This is a genomic window from Pseudomonas sp. ADPe, from assembly GCF_014843515.1.
GTDB classification, from domain to species: Bacteria; Pseudomonadota; Gammaproteobacteria; order Pseudomonadales; family Pseudomonadaceae; genus Pseudomonas; species Pseudomonas citronellolis.
This window is the reverse complement of record NZ_CP062122.1, coordinates 2,069,439-2,086,353: the sequence shown is the minus strand read 5'-3', so window position 1 is coordinate 2,086,353 and position 16,915 is coordinate 2,069,439. Positions and strand designations below refer to the sequence as shown.

Here is a 16,915-nt window from a genome sequence, read left to right as displayed (position 1 = left end):
TTTAACCGTGCGGCGCCTTTGTAGTCAGATCGACCACTTTGGGGTCGGCCATCTTAGCCTTAAGCACACGGTTGTCGTCCAATAGCACCTCGTTGATTGACGCGAGATGGGCGATCTTGGCCCGTAGTTCTGCGATCTCCTCACGGTAGGCTTTGGACTTCTTGCGCTCGGCAAGCAAGTCCTGATGTTTCACATCTCGCATGGCACGACTGGAGCGCCCTTGTGCGTCTCGAATAGCTTCAGCGATGGCTGGGTAGTGGTTATAGATCAGCGCCGTCGATACGCCCGCCTCGCGGGCGACAGCAGCGATGCTAACCTTGGTTTCCCTGGTATGGGCACGGCCCTTTTGGATGCGGAGGAGGGCAAGCCGTAGATCCTTTTCACGTTGTTCAGCCGGCTTGTAGTTGGCGAGCTTGTCCTTGGGCATCATGTAATCAAAGTCTCTGAGTCTATGCCCAACTGGGCAAATACGTCACGGCAGCGATTTAAGTCGCGCTCAACGCGCCGACGTCCGCCTTCACCGATGTCCGGGCAATCTAATAGCTCTTTCAGATCGCAGTAAAATCGCTTGTAGATGGCCACGTGGCGGGCGCCGATCACTGCATGGGTGCAGTTGCCGCAGCGCGTGCGCTCGAGCGTGTTGCCTACGCATCCCCCATTGTCCGCCGTGCACCAGGCATGGCCGTTGCTGCGCATCGCAGTGCTCTCGGCAATAGATTTCAGCATTGAGGCATGATCCTTGAAAATCAGGAGATTCTGCGGTTCCCGCTGCCACTGCTTGAGTGCGCGGCCATAGCCGCCGGCCAGAACGGCCTCACCCAGCCAACTATCCACGGTGCCGAGTTTGATGTCTTCCAACTCCGCCTGAATCTCCTCGTAAAGCTCAAGGTCCAGATGCTGCCCCCAACGGTCGTCCATGGCGTAGCCCAAGGTCATGTCCAGCGACCAGTGTGCAAAATGCTCCTTGAGGTAGCGCAGGTCGCCGAAGCGGCTGTGCGCGGCATAGTTGGCGAACTTGCGGCGAAACTGGTGGCTGGCAAGATCCCAGCTCAGCCCACAATCCTTGGCAAATAATTTGAGGTTTATATTCCAAGTAACATTTCCAAGCGTGCGTGCCCGAGTGGTCACTTTCATATCTGCGGCAAGAAATAGTGCGTGGCGGTGCCTTTGGGCCTCAGCTATCTCTGGATCAAGTGGGTTGGCTCGGCGCCGCTGCTCGATCTCTGCGGCGACCATGGCCTGATAGGGGGCGGCCCAGCGCTCCATTATCCGGAGAGCGCGCACGCCAGCTTCGGGAATCATCCAGTCGTGCATGCCGGTATCAGTCTTGTCCGAACGTGAGCGCATCCAGTGGTAGACGGTGCTCTCGTCGTCCAGAGTGCGGAGGTGTGCGCCCGACTGTACGTGGGCCAACTCGTGATTGCGACAGCCCGAGGTGCTGGCCAGGACTATGTAACAGGCCGTGCGCAGGTTGTGCAGTGCGCTTTTGAATGCTCCCAGACTGCCGTCCCAGCCAAGGGTGCTCAACTGGTGACTCCTAGCCCGACACTTGGTGTGGGCTGGCAGTTCCTTTCGCTTCTCTGCGAGAGCATCTAGCTCATCGCGGAGGTCAAGCAGTTGTTTGCCGCATTCAACTTGCTTGTATGCCTGCTCGAATAGTACGCAGAACACGTCGTCGGGTATTAGTGGCGTTTTGCCGCCTTTTCTGTGGGAGCCCGTGAGTCCTGCCATAGCCCTCGCGGAGGTCTCAGGCCAGGGATGCTGAGGTATCGGGTCGTCGGTGTACTGGCTCAGGTCATGGAGCGCTTCGATAGCAGTGAAGCGGCCTTGTAGCCCGCGCTGTGACAACGGCATTCCCTTAGATCGCCTGGTCTGACGGTGCGTCCTGCAGGCGGCCACATAGGATGCGCAGACCAGACGGGAAACCGCACTTAGGCGATCGAGTTTGAGCGTCTCCAGGTAGCGCAGAAATTGCAGTGCCTCAGAGAAGGATTGCTTAATCATGCTGCCTTTAGGCCGACCGGTCCCGTTTCGACCTCTTCGTAGGTAGCGGTACATCATTGCCTTCATTACCGCCCGAAAGGCTGACGGCACAGTGCCAAAGTCCATCCGTTTGCGGTTGGGCGGTGTGTTGCTGGGAAAACCGTCGAGTTGCCAGATGTCGTCGCCATAGCGGCTGAGGATGACCCACTGCCCATTAACCTGTGTGGCGCTGATAAGCAGGGCGTTGCGTTCGGACTCGGGGAGTCCACGGACATCTTCCGGCTGGGCGGCAATAGGTATCCAGCTGTTGTCACTCATGCAAAGACGTCCAGGCTGTCGATCAGATCTACCGACCAAAATGGATGTGGTTGGTTGCGGGCACGCTCACGTGAAGATTCCACGGCTGACGCCTTGAAGATCCCACGTCGTAGCCCCTCGGCCACTATGTAGTGGTCGATTAAGCGAGGGATGTGGGCGTACTCCCGTGCCCAGCGCCGCTTCTCCATGCGTGAGCGTTCGGCCAACACGCGGAAGTAGAAGCTAAAGAGCTTGTACAGATCCTCGGCGGTCACCGCGTAGTGCTTGCAGCGCAGGCAGTTCATGAAGTTCATGCATGTCGCGCCCTCGCGCTTCGGTGCGTACTGGCCGTTTTCTAGATCGACACAGTGGCCCATTGGCGTATCCCTATAGGTCTCACCGATAGTCCGAGTCAGCAATTCCTGCACTAGAACCTCGCCCATGAACTGCCAGTTGCGACGAGAATTTTGGTTGGGCGCCAGGTAGCTTTGGCCGGCTACCTGCGGGGTATTGCCGAGGGCCGCGGCGGTGGTCGCCAAATCGCCATCGGTAAGCTCGAAGATGCGGTTGGCAAAGGTCTTGCGCAGGCGCGAGATATTGATGCGCAGCGGCTCTCCATTGCTGTCAGTTAGGCCGTACTCGGCTACGAGTAGGTTTATCGCTATGGCTAGCACTCCACCTGCCAATGCCGTGACTTGGCCAAGAGTCTTTACGCTGCGCGAGCGATATAGCCATAAACGCCCTTTGAGGTCGTGCGGGGCCTCTGCATCCAGGGGGGCGCTCAGAGCCATCACACGGTGGATCAGGTCCACCACGTTGGTTCCCACACTCGGCGTAGACTCCAGAAGACGTTCGGCGCCTGTCTTGGTGCGCAGCGCCACCTTACTAGTGGAGTAGCCGCGCCGTTTCCACAGTACTAGGAATTCGATGTTGTCCTTTGGGTGCTGGCGCAGGCAGTCGCGGCTCATTTCTAGCAGCGGTGAAGTATTGCGTCCTGTGTGCAACGCCACGATCAGCAGGGCGTAGGCCAGAAGTTCGCTAGTCACAGCGACTTCGTCAGCCCAGAGTGGCTGGATTGCCTGCCGCAGCGCCAGCGAGAAGGCTTGCCGCTCGCTCTTGGATAGCGCCGTCTCGCCTTTGAATTTACGGTTATTGTTTGGGAAGGGATTACGAGGAAAGGTGGCTGCATCGCCGGCGTTGACCAGTGGGATCAGGCCACGCTTCCCCAAGGCGAGCAGCACGGGTTTGATATGTTGGTAACGGCTCTTTTGAGTCGTACTTGCCATGTTCGAGCTGGCCAGATGAGCGAGATAGCCATCGATCAAGTCACGATTTATATCGGCTAAAGTCATGTCACGGCCAAAAGCCGTCGCTCGTAGTTCACAATAGTCAAGAAAAGGGCGTAGCCCATTTATGCAGTAACTGGCTATTGTACTGCCCGTGACTTCACCCTCCTGACCAACCAGGAAGCGCTCGATCTGGCGCTGGCAGGCGTAGGTAATAGAGTCAATACCCGCGTCGTACCATTTGGCAAATTCGAAGCTCCGGGCGTGACTGGCGCTCCGTCCGAATTTAACCCTAGTGTTCGTTGGAGGCATGACCTCGGGGAAAATGAGCACACTACCTGCCGTGTCGAGGCTGTGTTCGACTTGCGGGATGGTGAGGTCGGTCTTAGTGAATACTTTGCGCTTGCCCATCAGGATGCTTCTGCCAGCGCGTTTAGTTCGTCGTCATAAGCCAGCACCGCTGAGTCGGCCATTTCGTTGACCAGATGCAGATACACCATGGTCGTCTGAATCGATTCGTGACCGAGTTGCCGCTGAACGAAAACCAGCGGCTCCACGCCGCTCGCAGGATTGCGTTGAAGGCTGGCCAAGGTATAGGTGGCATAGGTATGGCGGAGCATGTGTGTATGGACCTTGATTCCGGCCCGCTTGCCGATCTTGCGGATGATCCGGTTTAGGCTTTTACCGCCATCGTCATAGGGTTCCCCTAACTGGTTGAGAAACAGCGCTCGTTGTGGAGTTTTGCTCAGCGATGCACGCTCGCCTCGCACTGTGGTCACATAGCGATAGAGCTCGGCCATGAGGTTGCGGCTGATGTAAACATCTCGCGACTTGCGACCCTTGGTCATCATGCCGCTGCCGTCGAATGGATCGAGACGAATGCAGAGGTTGCGCTCGGTTCGCGCTGTCTCGTCTGGGTTAAAGACATAGGCCAGTGGAAATGTGGCGAGTTCCTCGCGACGTAGTCCCACATGCAGCGCTAGACGCATTAGCATTCGGTGATGGGGGTTGTCCGCTGTAGCGAGGAGCACCTTGACGTCCGCCATTCTCAAGAATTTGGGCAGGTCCTTGGGCCTACGCGGCATCACATCGTTGATCATGGCCTTACCGCCACTGGCGTCGACATGCGCTAGGAAGCTTGGTTCTCGCCTCACGGTGCGCTCTTCGTAGGCGAAGGGGAGGCGAGTCACCCACCGTTCCGTCAGCGCGAACTCATAGAATTTGCAGATGTAGTGCAGACGTTGGCGAATGGTACTCGGTGCCAGTTTGCACGTGACGCGGCAGAAGTCTCGATAGGCTGCAACAAGGCTCTTTGCTTCGCCACGATCAACGTCGCGCCAGTCCAACTCATGGACCTGGAGGAAGCTGAAGAAGTCATACATAGCACGCCCGGTGCTGGGCCAGGATCGCTCAGAGCCAATGGCTCCGCGAAGCAGGTAGTGACGAAAGAATTGATTGGCCTGGACGCAACTCTCCATCGAGTCCCAAAGCAGAATGGGGAACCTCGGATAGGGTTGCCCAGCGAGTACAAAATCTTCAGTCGCCCACACAAGCTCCATCTGGCGCCCCCTGTGCTGACAAGACCTCTAGTCCCACTGCTCACCTTGGCAGAGATAGGGAGATTAGACCGCCCACAGGTTAATGCCCCCATCGTTGCCACTTTTCGCCAGCATGACCGCCCGCTTCCGGCTCGATGCAGACACCAGTTGGCGTTCAGCTTCTCAAGTCTCTCTTCGCCGAGAAAAGCGTCTGGACTACGACGTATTCTTGCGGCTGCTGCTTCAGGTGTATCGAGTAGCTGCTGCCATTGCTGAGGATATAGAGGACATCCTCTGAACCAGTTTTGTCGTCGATGACATGGATCGCTTCCAGGGGCTCCATGAGCCATCGAGATTGACCGTTGATATGAGGAGGTGTGACCACTTGGACCTGCTCAAGCCAAGCAAGCGGGGATTGTTCATCGATGATCGCTTTCAGGTCTTCCGCATGGTGGATCATCATGATGCCGCGGAAAGCCTCATTGCCCTCGCAGCGGACTATCTGCAGGTAGAACCAGGGCCAAATGAATTCTTGCTCCACATAAGGCCAGAGGTAGGCGCGTGAGGCTTTGGGCTGGAGATGTACGTCGTCAGAACGGTATGTGGTGAACATTGCAACGCCCTCATGAGCTTGAAATGAACACTATAGATTGTAGCCCTATAGTGTTCATGCGGGCTTCATCGTTCCTTTTGCGGATTCGGCAAAATGGAACTGAATACAGCCTTCGGCCTCGCGCTAAAGCAGATCCGGAAACGGAAAGGACTCACCCAAGAGGACTTCTCCGGAGTCAGTAGCCGGACTTACCTCAGTACCCTGGAACGGGGTATGAAGGCGCCTACGATCGAGAAGCTAGAGCAATTGGCAGGAGTCCTTTCCGTCCACCCCCTGACCCTACTTGCTGCAACCTATCTACGCATAGAGGAAGGTGAGGGAGCGGAAGAGATGGGGCTAAGGATCGTGCGCGAGCTTAAGTCTTTAGAGGTCGACAACATCTGACTTTGCGGGCCTTAGCGCGTGTAGCCGGAGTGGCCCTAACCATCGTCGCGATGACCAAGGATCGATGCTGAAGCCGCTTGCAGATGAGCGCCCCAGCAGGCAGGGGATTGGTAGACCTCCCTCGATTGAGGAGCACTCCCTGGGCTCCGATTAGGCCATGGGCAAAGCCCGGTAGCGAGCCAATGCTCGGTACCACAGTAAGGCTGCCTGAGGCGTCTGATACATCGTTAGCCAGCAAACCTATTCTCACGTTTCTTAGCTATTTTTCATTGATTAGCTGTACAGCTAATCAATGAAAAATAGCTAAACTAACTGTTGAATTAGCTCGCTCTTCTGGCTAACTAATCAATCAGGACGACTACATCTGAGATGGCGTACTCCTCGGATAAACACCAGCAATCTTGCTTCGAGCGAGAGATGATTGGTCTGGTCAGACAGGCCCTGACAGATGCTATCGATGGAGGCGTCCAAGTAGCCGCTAGATCCACGATCATCCCCTCAGGGCGACTCGATGGCCTGCTCAAGATCGGGTGGGCCGGAGAACCTGCATTTGTGGCGATAAAGGTCATTCGAACCGCGTATCCGCGGGATATCCATGGAATGATCTGGCACCTCGATGGACTGGCACTGCGCTCGGGAAATGCAAAGTCAGGAACTCTCATCAAGTTGGTCGCAGCAGAGCATCTCAGCCCTGGAGCGAAGTCGACACTCAAAGCCAAGGGCTATGCCTTCTTCGAACGCAGCGGAAGTCTATTTCTGCGTACGGATAAAATGCTCATCAACGTCGAGCGTCCATCGAAGTCGCCACCGCGGCCAGGCTCAATTGATCTGTTCACGGAGGCCCGTGAAGGTGCAGTGCATGGATTGCTCAAAAACGCCTTTCAGTGGGTGGCAGGGGCAGGCCTCGCAGAGCAATCACAGGCCTCCACCTACACCAGTTCGGTTGTTTTACAGGAGCTAGAGCGCCGCGAGTGGTGCGAAACCCAAGGTGCAGGTAGAGCCAAGCGGCGCAGACTCATTCAGCCGGCTCTGCTCTTGGATGACTGGGCTGCACATTGGCAGCAGAGAGGCGTAAGCAAAAATCGCGGGTATGTCTTCGTCGAGCATCCTCGCACGTTGATCGATCGGCTTGCCGATCTGGTAAGGGCGTCCGGAGTCGACTTTCCGTGGGCCTTTACTGGAGCCGCGGCGGCAAACATCTATGCTCCGTTGCTCACCAGCGTGGACTCAGCTGAAATCATCGTTCCACCTGGGTATGCGGCCACTCTGGGGGCTGCCCTGAATATGAAGCCTGCTCAGAAAGGCAGCAACGTCACGATCATCGAGCGTGTCGGCACAAGTCTGCAGTTTCGAGAGCTGCATCCTGTGTATCCAGCCTACTTCGCCAGCCCATACATCCAGTACCTCGATCTACTCGATGGGCGTGGAAGAAATAAGGAACTGGCGAGCCACCTTAGGGAAAAACTGACCCAGGAATGGCGGCGGTCTAAAGCATCAGCAAGCATCTGTTCGAGTCATCTTGCGTGACTCAGACACTTAGGTCTGAATCGCCCCCGATTTCGTAGACACCGCCATGCGTTTCTACTTGAAGGAATGATATTGGCTGCTAGAGCTGATGCTGGCGATAGGCTGCTTTTGGTCGATCACCCACTAGAGATCTTGAATAATCCGGCACCGGGGGAACCCCGAGCAACCCCAGAATTGCTGGCCAGCTTTCGGGCCGGCCTTTCTCGTGCGGATCACCAATGCACTTCCACACTTAGGGCACAGCCGCTCGGCAGTTGGGTCGCTGCGGCGTTTGAGGTTTTGCAGGTGCTCACGGTGTGTGGCGAGCGAGGGCGAACGACGGCCGCTTTGGAGAAGCTCTAGCATGGCGTCGACCTCGGCCTGGCTAAAGACCGGCTTCTGGAATGACTTGATGTAGTCGATGAAGCCAATGCCCAGGGTGACACAGGCCGGCACTTCCGTCATGAACGTGCTGCCGCCTACGAAGGTGATAACCGAATGCAGATGCACGGCATCGACCTGCAGGGTGGCTTCCAGGGCCTTGAGATGCTTGTAGTTCTGGCGCAGCGGGTTCTGGAATTTGTAGGTGCGCTTGTAGATCTTCTGCGTCCACTGCGCCTGCTTTTCCGTGCCGAAGATCCAGCCGCTCATGTTCTTCGTTTCCAGCACGAAGATGCCGTAAGGCGAGAGGAAGACGTGGTCGATTTGGGTGGTGCCGTCAGGAGTATTCAGCGTGACGTTATGCAGGCGGCGATAGGTCGACTGATCTAGCTGCCAGTGAGCAAAGAGCCTGACCAGCAATTCGCCGATCTGCCCCTTGGCCCAGGGCGATTTGAGCAGACCGATCACCAGCATGAACGGGATCAGCCAGCCCGTTACACTCCAGATCTGCGCAGTGATAGGAGTGAAGTCCATTTCTCAACTCTTCCGATGAGTAAGTCTTGTCGATGTTACATCAAGCTCCTCGTTGGCTTCGACCGCAGCTTCTATATACCGCAGCTTCTATATATAGGAACAACCCGCAGCAGCTCGCTTCATCCTCAGCTTCCAGCCCGATGGCCGAATGGTCCTCAACGAGCTCGAGTCCAAGGGCATCTACGTCCACATCAACGATCTGCCCAGCTACCTGAACAGCAATATCACGCAGATGCCACCCGCCACCGTCGCCGCGATTCTCGAGACGATCGCGAAGCGCGTGATGCAGGCAAGCCCATAATCCGCCCCGAAGCAGCCCTCATCCAGGACGGCTTTCGACTGTGGATTCAACCGGTGAACGCAACACACTGAACCCTGTGTAAAGGAGGAGTGTTGCAGATGAAGCAAAGACCTCGGATCTACTACACCGAAAGCCAGAAGGCCTTGATGTGGGATCGCTGGAAGGCAGGTGACTCGCTCCAGCAGATTGCGCAGCTGTTCGATCGGAACCACTCCTCGATCCAAGGGATTCTTGCGGAGACAGGGGGCATCCGCCCAATCGCCCGACGACGTTCCAGATTGGCGCTAACACTGGTTGAGCGCGAGGAGATTTCGAGAGCACTTGCCGTTGGCCAGTCGATTCGGCATATCGCGATGTGTCTGGAGCGAGCCCCATCCACCATCAGCCGCGAGATCAATCGTAACGGTGGTTGCCGAAGCTACCGCGCCAACCAGGCTGATCAGGCGGCATGGGACAGGGCTCGTCGCCCAAAGCTTTGCAAGCTTGTCCAGTCCCCAAAGTTGGCGCAGCTTGTTGCGGAGAAGCTTCAGATCCAGTGGTCGCCCGAGCAGATCGCTGGGTGGTTGAAGCGTACTTACCCGGACGTGGCCTACCAGGTGTCGCACGAGACCATCTACCGCAGCCTCTTCATCCAGGCCCGTGGCGCATTGAGGAAAGAATTACTGGAGTATCTGCGCCGTAGTCGTGCTATGCGCCGGTCACGTCATCACACCCAGAAAACCGGTAACCATGGCCGTATCAGCGATACGACTTCCATCAGCGAGCGGCCGGCCATCGTTGAAGATCGTGCAGTACCAGGACACTGGGAAGGCGATTTGTTGTGCGGCAGCAAAAACAGTCAGATCGTCACGCTGGTTGAGCGCCACAGCCGCTATGTGATGCTGGTGAAAGTGAATGGAAAGGACACCGAGACAGTGGTGAATGCACTGATCGAGAATGTTCAGCGATTGCCTCAGGAGCTCTACCAATCCCTGACCTGGGATCGAGGCAAGGAGATGGCTGCTCACAAGCGATTCACTCTGGCGACGGATATCCAGGTCTACTTTTGTGACCCACAGAACCCTTGGCAGCGCGGGACGAACGAGAACACCAACGGCCTGCTACGGCAGTACTTTCCGAAGGGAACTGATCTCTCGCTGTACTCGCAGGACGCGCTGGACAAGGTCGCTCGGCGGTTGAACGAGCGACCCAGAAAGACCCTGGGGTACTCGACCCCTGCCGAGTGTTTTAACCAGGCTGTTGCGTCGATCGGTTGAATCCACAACCCATAGCTGACGTTTGGCCCTTGAGGACAGCCCAGCCGGCATACCTGCTCGACTGGGCCTAATTTCAGAGTTACTTCTTCCGAATACTCACAATTTTCGATGCTCCGCCTTCATAGAGGAACTCGAAATCCACCGTATCGCCGACCTGCAGCCCTTTCAGTTGCTCCTCGGTCGCTTTGAAACCCATCGTCATCGGCGGCCACTGCAATGAAGCGACTGGGCCATGAGCGAGGGTAACGGAGTGCCGCTCGCCGTCGATGGCCTTGATAGTGCCTTCCGCGCTGGCAGGTGCAGCCGCCTGGCTGCTGTCCATTTTCATTCCATCCATCTTCATGCCAGGCATATCCTCGGCGATGGCGGAAAAAGACAGGGCGAGCATCAGTGCGCCAGCGGTAATGAGTGGGGTGTTCATGCGGTAACTCCTTTGTGAGAATGTGCGGCCTCACTGGACTGACGACGACGCATCAGCCAGTAAGCAGCAGGGATGACGAAAAGCGAAAGCAGAGGGGCGGTGATCATGCCGCCGACCATAGGTACGGCAATGCGACTCATAACTTCGCTGCCTGTACCGCTGCTCCAGAGGATCGGCAGCAGCCCGGCAACTATCACGGCGACAGTCATGGCCTTGGGACGTACACGTTGCACCGCGCCCTCGCGGATGGCCGCCAGGAGTGCATCCGGACCGCTGGCATCCGGGCATTCGGCCCAGGCGTTCTTCAGGTAGACCAGCATGATCACCCCGAACTCTGCCGCGACCCCGGCTAGGGCGATGAAGCCGACCCCAGTGGCGACCGACAGGTTGAAGTCCATCAGGTAGAGCAGCCATACGCCGCCGGTGAGGGCGAAAGGTAGCGTGGCCATGATCAGCAGAGCCTCGTCCAAGCGGCCGAAGGTCAGGTAGAGCAGCACGAAGATGATCGCCAGGGTCGCCGGCACTACCAGCTTGAGCCGGGCGTCGGCGCGCTCCAGATATTCGAACTGGCCGGAGTAGCTCAGGCTCATACCTGGGGCGAGCTTCACGTTGCGCTCTACTGCTTGGCGCAGGTCTGCCACCACCGACGCTAGGTCGCGACCGCGCACGTCGACGTAAACCCAACCGGAAAGACGAGCGTTCTCGCTCTTGAGCATCGGTGGACCTTCGCTAATGCGCACCTGCGCCACGCTTCCGAGCGTGATCTGGCCGCCTTGGGCGGTGTAGATCGGTAACTGCTGCAGCGCATCGACCGAGTCGCGCCACTCGCGCGGGTAGCGCACGTTGATCGGGTAGCGCGCGAGGCCTTCCACCGTTTCGCCGACGTTCTCGCCCCCGATGGCGCTGCTGACGATGGCCTGCACGTCGGCGATGTTCATGCCGAAGCGGGCTGCCGCCTGGCGGTCGATGTCGACGTCGATGTAGCGCCCGCCGGTTAGGCGTTCGGCCAGCGCCGAGCTTACGCCCGGAATGCCCTTGGCCACCCGCTCCACCGCCTGGGCAGCGCGATCTATCTCGGCGAGGTCGGTGCCGGCAACCTTCACCCCGATGGGGCTCTTGATGCCGGTGGCAAGCATGTCGATGCGGTTGCGGATCGGCGGAATCCAGATGTTGGTCAGGCCCGGCACCTTCACCACACGGTCCAGTTCCTCCACCAGCTTTTCGCTGGTCATGCCCGGTCTCCACTCGTCCTTCGGCTTGAAGCGGATGGTGGTCTCGAACATCTCCAGCGGCGCCGGGTCGGTGGCGGACTCGGCGCGCCCGGCCTTGCCGAATACGCTGGCAACCTCCGGCACGCTTTTGATCAACCGGTCGGTGCTCTGCAACAGCTCCGAGGCCTTCTGCGCAGACAGGCCGGGCAGCGCGGAGGGCATGTACAGCAGGTCGCCCTCATCCAGCGGCGGCAGGAACTCGCCGCCCAGGTGGGACAGCGGCCACAGACCGGTGAGGAAGACTATTGCCGCGGCTGCGAGTGTCGTCCGGGGATGGCGCAGTACCGCGTCCAGTGCAGGCTGGTAAAGGCGGATCAGCCAACGGTTGAGCGGGTTGCGCTGTTCCGAGGGCAAGCGACCGCGAATCCAGTAGCCCATCAGCACCGGCACCAGGGTCACGGAAAGCCCGGCAGCCCCGGCCATAGCGTAGGTCTTGGTGAACGCCAGCGGGCCGAACAGGCGGCCTTCCTGCGCCTGCAGGGTGAACACCGGAATGAACGACAGGGTGATGATCAGCAGGCTGAAGAACAGCGCCGGGCCGACCTCTGCCGCCGCCTCGGTCATCACTTTCCAGTGCTGTTCGCCCACCAACGGCGTACCGGGGTGTTTCTCCTGCCAGGCCTCGACCCTTTTGTGCGCGTTTTCGATCATCACCACCGCTGCATCCACCATTGCGCCAATGGCGATGGCGATGCCACCGAGGGACATGATGTTGGCGTTGATCCCCTGGTGGCGCATGACAATGAGCGCGATGAGCACGCCCACCGGCAGCGAGACTATGGCCACCAGCGACGAGCGCAGATGCCAGAGGAAGGCCGCGCACACCAGCGCCACCACGAGGAATTCCTCGATCAGCTTGTGGCCGAGGTTGCTCACCGCGCGGTCGATCAGTTGGCTGCGGTCATAGGTGGTGACGATCTCCACGCCCTCGGGCAGGCTCTTCTTCAGCTCCTCCAGCCTGTCCTTCACCCGCGTGATGGCTTCGCGGGCGTTCTTGCCGCTGCGCAGGACGATCACCCCGCCGACCGCCTCGCCTTCGCCGTCCAGTTCGCCGATACCGCGACGCATTTCCGGGCCGAGCTGGATGCTGGCAACGTCGCCCAGGGTCACCGGGCTGCCGTTGGCGGCCAGGCGCAGGGGGATCGCGCGGAAGTCCGCCAGGGTCTTCAGGTAGCCCGAGGCCCGAACCATGAACTCCGCCTCGCCGAGCTCAAGCACGCCACCGCCGGTCTCCTGGTTTGCCTTGCCGATGGCCTCGATTACCTGGCTTTGAGTAATGCCGAGGCTGGCAAGACGCACCGGGTCGAGCAGCACCTGGTACTGCCGAACCATGCCGCCGACCGTGGCAACCTCGGCGACATCCGGCACCGTCTTGAGCTCGAACTTGAGGAACCAGTCCTGCAGGGCTCGCAATTGGGCTAGGTCATGCCGGCCCGTGCGGTCGACCAGGGCGTACTGGTAGATCCAGCCTACACCGGTGGCATCCGGGCCGAGCACCGTCTTCGCAGTCGGCGGCAGGCGCGACTGCACCTGGTTCAGGTATTCCAGCACCCGTGATCGCGCCCAGTAGAGGTCCGTGCCGTCCTCGAACAGCACGTAGACGAAGCTGTCGCCGAAGGAGGAAAACCCGCGCACAGTCTTGGCGCCGGGCACCGACAGCATAGTGGTGGCCAGCGGGTAGGTGACCTGATTCTCTACGATCTGCGGCGCCTGCCCCGGGTAGCTGGTGCGGATGATCACCTGCACGTCGGAGAGGTCCGGCAATGCATCGACAGGCGTGCTGCGCAGCGACCAGACGCCCCAAGCGACAATGAACAGGGTGGCCAGCAGTACCAGGAAACGATTGGCCACCGACCAGCGTATGAGCTTCGCGATCATGGCTGTTGCTCCTGCTTGCGCAGCTGTTCGATTACCAGCCCTGCATCTCTCTGGCTGACGCCGAAGCGGATGCGATCGCCAGGTTTCAGGCCGGCTGCCAGTTCAGGACGAGCAAGGGCAAAGGTCATGGTCATTCCGGGCATGCCCAGCGTATTGAATGGACCATGGCTGATGGTCATGCCCTGTGCGGTGATGTCCACGATGCGGCCATCCGCTTCATGCACAGAGGGCATCGTCATCTGCGCCTTTGATTCATCCACCGTGCGCGCCTCGATACCTTTCAGGCTGGCTTCCGAATCGATGAGGAACTGCCCTGAGGCGACCACTCGCTGGCCTTCGTCCAGACCTTGCAGCACGGCTACCAGCCCATCGTTTTCCTGGCCGAGACGCACCTCTACAGGGCGAAACCGCCCTTGCTCTTCCGCCAACATCACCAGGTTGCGCTTGCCCGTGCGGACCACCGCCTCACTGGGGATCTGCAACACACCGCGCTGGCCGGTCAGGTCCAGACTGACTTGGGCAGTCATTCCGGGGCGTAGTTGCCCGTCCGGATTGGGTAGTTCGATGCGCAGTCGCAGGGTGCGGCTCTGCTGATCGTTCTCCGGCAGAATGCTGGCCAGGGTGCCGCTCACCGGGCGATCGGGTAAGGCTGGCAGGCGGGCTGCGACGGGCTGGCCGACCTGTAGGCCCGCCGCTTGCACCTCCGGCACGGCGGCCTCCAGCCAGACATGTCCCAGCCCATTGATCCTTGCCAAGGGCGCGCCGGCCACCAGCGACATGCCGGGGCGCACATCGAGCTCACGGATCACCCCAGCAATCGGGGCGCTCAGCGTGATCACAGGCTGAACCTTGCCGCTGCGCTCGATCTGCTGCACAAGTCCGCTCGGCATGCCTGCCAGCAGCAAGCGTTGTCGTGCCGCCGCTATTAGTGCCGGCTCGCCTGCATGACGCAAGGCAATGAACTCTTCTTGCGCCGCAGCCCACTCCGGCACCAGGACGTCGACCATCGGAGCCCCAGCGGCCACCACATCACCCGGCGCACGTGAATAGGTGCGCTCGACGAAGCCGCCGGCACGCGCCTGCAGCACAGCCACATCACGATCATTGAAGGCGAGCACGCCGGAGACCTGCAGCGTGCGATTAAGCGTGCCGCGGGTGACGCTGGCCAGGCGCACGCCGAGGTTCTGCTGGATGCCTGGCTCGATGCGCACCGCTGGAGCACTATCGGCGGCATTGGCAGCATCGGCGTACTTGGGCACCAACTGCATGTCCATGAAAGGTGATTTGCCTGGCGCATCGAAGTGCTGCTGCGGGACCATCGGGTCGTACCAGTACAGCGGCTTGCGCTCCGTGGCGGCCGAGGCCAACGGTGCCTGCACCTGAGCCTGCCGGGCAAGCCAGTAGCCGCCAGCGCCGCCGACGGCCAATGCGAGAATCAATAGCGCGGACGTGTTCCAGGGGAAGCGGTTCATTCGCGTCCCTCCTCATAGGTGAAGTAGAGACGCGCGGCGACCTGTGCAAGGGAGCCTTGCAGGTCGATCTGTTTGAGCCTGGCCTCGACCAGTTGCTGGCGAGCACTAACTACCTCGTCGAGATCGGTCTTGCCTGCTCGGTAGCCGGCGGTGGCCAGGCGAACCTTCTCCTCGGCCAGCGGCACGAGGGTTGCGCTGCTGCGCTCGACCGCCCGTTGCAGGCGCCGATATTCGGCCAGGTCGTCCTCCAGTTCCTGCTCGTGCTCGCGGGCCAGCGCCTCGCGCTCGGCCTCCAGCTGCCGGACCTGGGCGCGCCGCGCGGCGATCTTCGGATCTTGGCGGGTACCGGCGAACAGCGGCAGGTCAAAGCTCACCTGTAGCGTCATCATATCGCCGAATTCGCGACCTCGCCGCTGATAGTCAACCTCCCAGCTCCAATCCGGCTTCTTCTCCGCTACGGCCTCGCGCACCAGGGCTTCAGCTTCTCGGGTCATTGGCTCGTAGGCGGCGAGCTCCGGGTGCTGATGCAGGTGTTGCAACGAGTGGGAGGCGTCGATGGACCAATGCGGAAAGTCACCACTCAGGTCTTGCGGCGCGTCCTGGCCGATCCACCGCTTCAGCGCCGCCCGCGCTTGGGCGGATTGGCGCAGCAGATCGTCTTTTTGCTCGTCGAGTAGGGCTACCTCCTGACGTGGGGCTACCGCATCAACTGTGCTTGCGCTCCCCCCGGCCAGACGTGCGCGGACGGTGGTGTCCAGGAGGCGATTCTCGCGGTAGAAGTCGTCGAACATCGCCAGCTTGCGTTGCAGCGTATAGGCCGCGATCCAGGCCTGGGCCGAGGCGCTGCGGACTTTCAGCCGCTCTACGCCCGCTTCAGCATCAGCGCGTTCGACGGCGGCCTGCGCGGTATCTATGCGCGCTTTGCGCTTGTCGCTGTTGGGCATCTCCTGCATCAGGCCGACAACCTGCATGGACATGTTGTCGCGCTGAGTACTCCAGCGCTCATCCCCCTCAATGGGGACGTTCTGCAAACCCAGGTTGAGCTTGGGGTCTGGCAGCTCTCCGGCGGGAATGGCGGCACTTTTGGCCGCGGAGACTTTCTCGCTCTGTGCGAGTAATGAAGGGGCGTTACGTTCAGCCAGCAACAGGGCGTCGTCCAGTGACAGGGACGACGCCTGCGCCGACAGCCCGGGCAGCAGTGCGAGCAGCAGCCAGCCGGGGTGGAGTCGGACGTGAGTCACGATGAGGATTCCTCTAGAAAACCAGCGCGTGAGCGCAAGCCACCCGGCAGCCTTCAGGGCCGCGGGTAGGGTTCAGGTCGGAAGAGGAATCAGGCGCAGGGAGGTCGCCAGAGATCGGCGGGAGTCTGGCTCAGGACGAGGTCGTTATAGACGGACGGGGTCTGGGGGGCTACAGGGTGGTGTGGAGACTTCAGGACGCTGACCTGGAGCAAGCTACTGGTCTTGCATTCCTGCCCGGTCTTGCAGGTCTTCTTGCCATGCTCGGTCATCTTACCCGAGTCCTGGCAGCAATCCTGGTCCATACCCGCCATTTGGCTCATGCCCTGGCTTTGCATCGGACAAGGTTCTGCCGGTGCTTCGAATCCTGCCATCCCCGTTAGGGGAAGCGAGAAAATGAGAAACAAGGCGGTAAGAAATCGGAGGTGACGAAGCATAGTTCTTTCAGTGTATGTGCACTCATTTGCCGCGGCAACAAGAACAAAGATGCGTGTCGATTTGTAGCTAGACTGCTCCGTCCGCGAAATACATCCATTGGTTAAGATTGATTGCCTTT

The 16,915-nt window shown here is 59.6% G+C and carries 14 protein-coding genes; 4 read left to right on the top strand and 10 right to left on the bottom strand.

All coding sequences use genetic code 11. The features are described from left to right. Nucleotide 1 precedes the first annotated feature (1 nt). The 5 genes from IG194_RS09495 to IG194_RS09475 form a co-directional block, all read right to left on the bottom strand. Entirely contained in the window at nucleotides 2-430 is a 429-nt protein-coding gene (locus IG194_RS09495; protein WP_058487542.1) for a DUF6262 family protein, read from the bottom strand. Beyond that, nucleotides 427-2,301 carry a hypothetical protein gene (locus IG194_RS09490; RefSeq protein ID WP_058487541.1) on the bottom strand — a complete coding sequence of 625 codons (1,875 nt, stop codon included), beginning with the start codon at nucleotides 2,299-2,301 and terminating at the stop codon, nucleotides 427-429. Before IG194_RS09490 ends, IG194_RS09495 begins: the two co-directional genes overlap by 4 nt. After that, nucleotides 2,298-3,977, bottom strand: coding sequence for a hypothetical protein (locus IG194_RS09485; RefSeq protein ID WP_058487540.1), 1,680 nt, complete (start codon nucleotides 3,975-3,977; stop codon nucleotides 2,298-2,300). The genes IG194_RS09490 and IG194_RS09485 overlap by 4 nt, the downstream gene beginning before the upstream one ends. After that, nucleotides 3,977-5,125, bottom strand: coding sequence for a tyrosine-type recombinase/integrase (locus IG194_RS09480; RefSeq protein ID WP_058487539.1), 1,149 nt, complete (start codon nucleotides 5,123-5,125; stop codon nucleotides 3,977-3,979). Before IG194_RS09480 ends, IG194_RS09485 begins: the two co-directional genes overlap by 1 nt. Before the next feature lie 154 nt (nucleotides 5,126-5,279). Continuing rightward, complete coding sequence (locus tag IG194_RS09475) at nucleotides 5,280-5,717, bottom strand: hypothetical protein (protein WP_058487538.1); 438 nt, start codon at nucleotides 5,715-5,717, stop codon at nucleotides 5,280-5,282. Between the two features lie 93 nt (nucleotides 5,718-5,810). Here IG194_RS09475 and IG194_RS09470 point away from each other — a divergent pair, with 93 nt between their 5' ends. Further along, a complete protein-coding gene (locus IG194_RS09470; protein ID WP_058487537.1) occupies nucleotides 5,811-6,101 on the top strand; it encodes a helix-turn-helix domain-containing protein in 291 nt (96 codons plus the stop codon). Nucleotides 6,102-6,518: 417 nt separating this feature from the next. Then, nucleotides 6,519-7,628 carry a type IV toxin-antitoxin system AbiEi family antitoxin gene (locus IG194_RS09465; protein WP_082996255.1) on the top strand — a complete coding sequence of 370 codons (1,110 nt, stop codon included), beginning with the start codon at nucleotides 6,519-6,521 and terminating at the stop codon, nucleotides 7,626-7,628. Between the two features lie 123 nt (nucleotides 7,629-7,751). Here IG194_RS09465 and IG194_RS09460 read toward each other — a convergent pair whose 3' ends face one another. Continuing rightward, nucleotides 7,752-8,522, bottom strand: coding sequence for a nuclease-related domain-containing protein (locus IG194_RS09460; RefSeq protein WP_058487536.1), 771 nt, complete (start codon nucleotides 8,520-8,522; stop codon nucleotides 7,752-7,754). Between the two features lie 148 nt (nucleotides 8,523-8,670). On the opposite strand from IG194_RS09460, the gene IG194_RS09455 reads away from it, so the two are divergent. Continuing rightward, nucleotides 8,671-8,823, top strand: a complete 153-nt coding sequence (locus IG194_RS09455) for a hypothetical protein (protein WP_160329392.1) — start codon at nucleotides 8,671-8,673, stop codon at nucleotides 8,821-8,823. A 98-nt stretch (nucleotides 8,824-8,921) separates the two neighbouring features. Next, complete coding sequence (locus tag IG194_RS09450; RefSeq protein WP_058487535.1) at nucleotides 8,922-10,079, top strand: IS30 family transposase; 1,158 nt, start codon at nucleotides 8,922-8,924, stop codon at nucleotides 10,077-10,079. A 79-nt stretch (nucleotides 10,080-10,158) separates the two neighbouring features. Here IG194_RS09450 and IG194_RS09445 read toward each other — a convergent pair whose 3' ends face one another. The 4 genes from IG194_RS09445 to IG194_RS09430 are packed head-to-tail and all read right to left on the bottom strand — an operon-like array spanning nucleotide 10,159 to nucleotide 16,362. After that, entirely contained in the window at nucleotides 10,159-10,500 is a 342-nt protein-coding gene (locus IG194_RS09445; protein ID WP_058487534.1) for a copper-binding protein, read from the bottom strand. After that, a complete protein-coding gene (locus tag IG194_RS09440; protein ID WP_058487533.1) occupies nucleotides 10,497-13,649 on the bottom strand; it encodes an efflux RND transporter permease subunit in 3,153 nt (1,050 codons plus the stop codon). The genes IG194_RS09445 and IG194_RS09440 overlap by 4 nt, the downstream gene beginning before the upstream one ends. Beyond that, entirely contained in the window at nucleotides 13,646-15,121 is a 1,476-nt protein-coding gene (locus IG194_RS09435) for an efflux RND transporter periplasmic adaptor subunit (RefSeq protein WP_058487532.1), read from the bottom strand. The genes IG194_RS09440 and IG194_RS09435 overlap by 4 nt, the downstream gene beginning before the upstream one ends. After that, nucleotides 15,118-16,362: a TolC family protein gene (locus IG194_RS09430; protein WP_058487531.1), complete on the bottom strand. Its 1,245-nt coding sequence runs from the start codon at nucleotides 16,360-16,362 to the stop codon at nucleotides 15,118-15,120. The genes IG194_RS09435 and IG194_RS09430 overlap by 4 nt, the downstream gene beginning before the upstream one ends. Nucleotides 16,363-16,915: the final 553 nt, after the last annotated feature.